Below are 2,646 nucleotides of genomic sequence, written 5' to 3'. Positions count from 1 at the left end.
TGTTCAGAAGACTGAAATGGTAGCGGTGTGGTGAGTATCTGGTAGCGCCTGAGTGAGTATCCGGTAGCGGCGTCTCACTCAGGCGTTGTGGGTGGTTATGCGTTGGTGGTCAGGCGCATGTTTGGTCCTTCGAGTGTGATGATCTCGGCGCCGGAGACGAGTCGGTTGAGGATTGACTCGGAGATCACGGCATCGGGGATGGACTTGTACCACTCCTGCGGGGTGAATTGTGAGGTCACTATCGTTGAGACTTTGCCTTCTCGTCCGGCGAGGATGTTGAGAAGTTGGTGCGCGGTCGCGGCATCAATAGGTGTGGTCAGGAAGTCATCTAAGACCAGGACGTCGACGTTGTGGAGGTGCTGGATGAACTTCAGCCGTATGGGGTCATCGGGTTGCAGGACTGCCAGTTCGGCGGCGAGCATGTCGGTGCGGAAAAACCGTGCGGAGTAGTCGTTGCGGCATGCTGCTGTGATCAGGGCTTGGGCGAGGTAGGTTTTGCCGACTGAGGATTTGCCCAGGATGACAATGTTTTGGCCCAGGTGGCACCATTGTCCGTGAGCGAGTCTGCTGACTTGCTCGGGGTTGATGTTGCGGTCAGGCGTGCAGACTACATTTTCAAGGCAAGCATCAAGGTTCGGCGATCGGGATGCTTTCAGCAGTTTGTTGATGCGTCGCTCGCGCCTGGCCGCGACTTCTTTATCGAGTGCGTAGAGCACCTTTTGGGAAAACGTCCATGCGTCGAATGCGGGATCGTTGGCGATGTCGATGACGCTTCTGCCGAAGGCAGTCATCCGCAGCGCGGTGAAGTCGGCCAGGACGGATTCGTCAAGGAAGCGATCTGTTGGCGGGGTTGGTGATGACATGGGCTTTAGTGTCCTTTCTTAGCGAGGTTGTCCATGCTGAACTGGTCTGCACCGCCGAGAAACGCGCCGGTGGTATCCCGGTCGGTGATTGCAGGGGCGGTGGATGGGTTGGTTGTGGTGCTGCGCGGGGGCTGGTCACAGCCGCGGGGCCGGGTGGCGTGTTCTTTGCGTATGGCGGCCATCATGTTTTTGACTGCGGTATATGACACCGCCCGTCGGCTGCCGTCGTTGGCCATCAGGCGCTGGCATGCCTCTTCCAGGATTGGTTTGTTGCCGTGTTTGCCCATCGACAGCACGTTTCTACAGGACTGGTACGCCTGGGCCGGGATGGCTTTCGCCGCGATGAGTTCTTCGATGACCTTGCGTGTTGCCGGGCCGGTTTTGCTGGCTTCGCGATAAAAGTAGTCGCTTGTCCACAGTCCACGGGTGGAGTCCATTCCAGATGGAATGTGCTCATAGTCAGTGACATAGGCCCCACGCTTATGCGAAACCTGGTGGGTTGCTACGGTTGTCCCCTGGTCAAAGACGGTCAAGACTTGGCCGGTGATGCGTACATCGACAGTGCGGCCAACAAGCTGGTGCGGGACGGAGTAGCGCACGGTTGCAACCGTGATATGGAAATCTGGGGCTACTTTCGCACGCTTCCACTCGGTGTGTTGCCACGGGGTTGGAGGCAGATCGGCAAGCAGATGCTGTTCGTGTGCTTCAAAGAGATCCCTGCGGCTTGACTGCTGACTGCGAAAAGGCACGGAGGTGTTGATCGTGTCGACTAAGTCCACAATCTTTGCGTTGAGCTCGTCCAAGTCAACACACTGGTGGCCATCGAGTGCGTGGATGATCTTGTGCGTGACGATCTTTACCGCAGCTTCCACATTCGCTTTATCCTTCGGCCGACGCGCGCGTGTGGGAAGTGCTGCTGTGTTGTAGTGCTCTAAGAACTGCTGGTAGGTGTCGTTGACCTTCCGGTTCCTATCGGCAGTGCTGATCGCGTTCGACGCCGTCGACGCGTTATCGGGGACAACAACCTGACAGACCCCGCCGAAGTAGTCAAACGCTTGACGATGCGCATCAAGCCAGGACTGTTGCCGCTGGTCAGCACACGCACAGGCAAACAGCATCCCTGAATACGGCAGCGAGGCGACGAAAATGCTGACTTTCGCACCCTGTGTGCCCGCAGGGTCGTACAGGCGCATCTTGGTCCCTGCCCAATCCACCTGCATCGTATGCCCTGGTGCATGGGTGATCCGGGCGGTAAGCCCGGCTGCATCGACATGGGAGGCAACCAGCTGGCGGAACCGGTCGTAGCTGTAATGGCGCTGGCCCGGCTGGGCGGGAGTGGTGGTGTAGCGAGCCCACAATACTTGCAGTGTGTGCTTCGTACGCCCTGTGCGTGCTTTGACGACCGCGTCAAAGTCAATCGGGACGAATTCGCCTTGCCCGCTGGTGCGTTTATCAACGAATATCTCGTCCAGCTCGTCATTCGTCAGCGCCGCGACCTGCTGGGCAGTGGTCAGGCCAAGGCTTCGCAGCGCTTGGTTCGCCCGGGAAATCGCGCGGTGCGAGCACCCGAGTTGGTCTTCAATCTGGCGGTAAGAACGCTTCTTAATCAGCAGCGTCATCACCGCACGGTAATCCGTCATCAGCGGACTCCTTCCAGTACGCGCCGCACCCGAGTGGTGCGGCTACCGGAAGTATCATCCCGAGCGCCCTGAGCTGCTACCAGAAACTCACTGAAGCGCTACCGGATAGTCACGACACTGCTACCAAATAGCCGGTCGCAACA

The 2,646-nt window shown here is 58.4% G+C and carries 2 protein-coding genes; both read right to left on the bottom strand.

What is annotated here, in order from left to right:
- Positions 1-95 precede the first annotated feature (95 nt).
- Positions 96-863: an ATP-binding protein gene (locus tag MHY22_RS11410; RefSeq protein ID WP_239279389.1), complete on the bottom strand. Its 768-nt coding sequence runs from the start codon at positions 861-863 to the stop codon at positions 96-98.
- 5 nt (positions 864-868) lie between these two features.
- Positions 869-2,503: an IS21 family transposase gene (istA, locus tag MHY22_RS11405; protein WP_239279388.1), complete on the bottom strand. Its 1,635-nt coding sequence runs from the start codon at positions 2,501-2,503 to the stop codon at positions 869-871.
- Between the last annotated feature and the right edge of the window lie 143 nt (positions 2,504-2,646).

Source organism: Corynebacterium sp. ACRPO (assembly GCF_022347205.1).
Classification (GTDB): domain Bacteria; phylum Actinomycetota; class Actinomycetes; order Mycobacteriales; family Mycobacteriaceae; genus Corynebacterium.
Note: the sequence above shows the minus strand (reverse complement) of the source record. Positions and strands in the feature narration are given on the sequence as shown.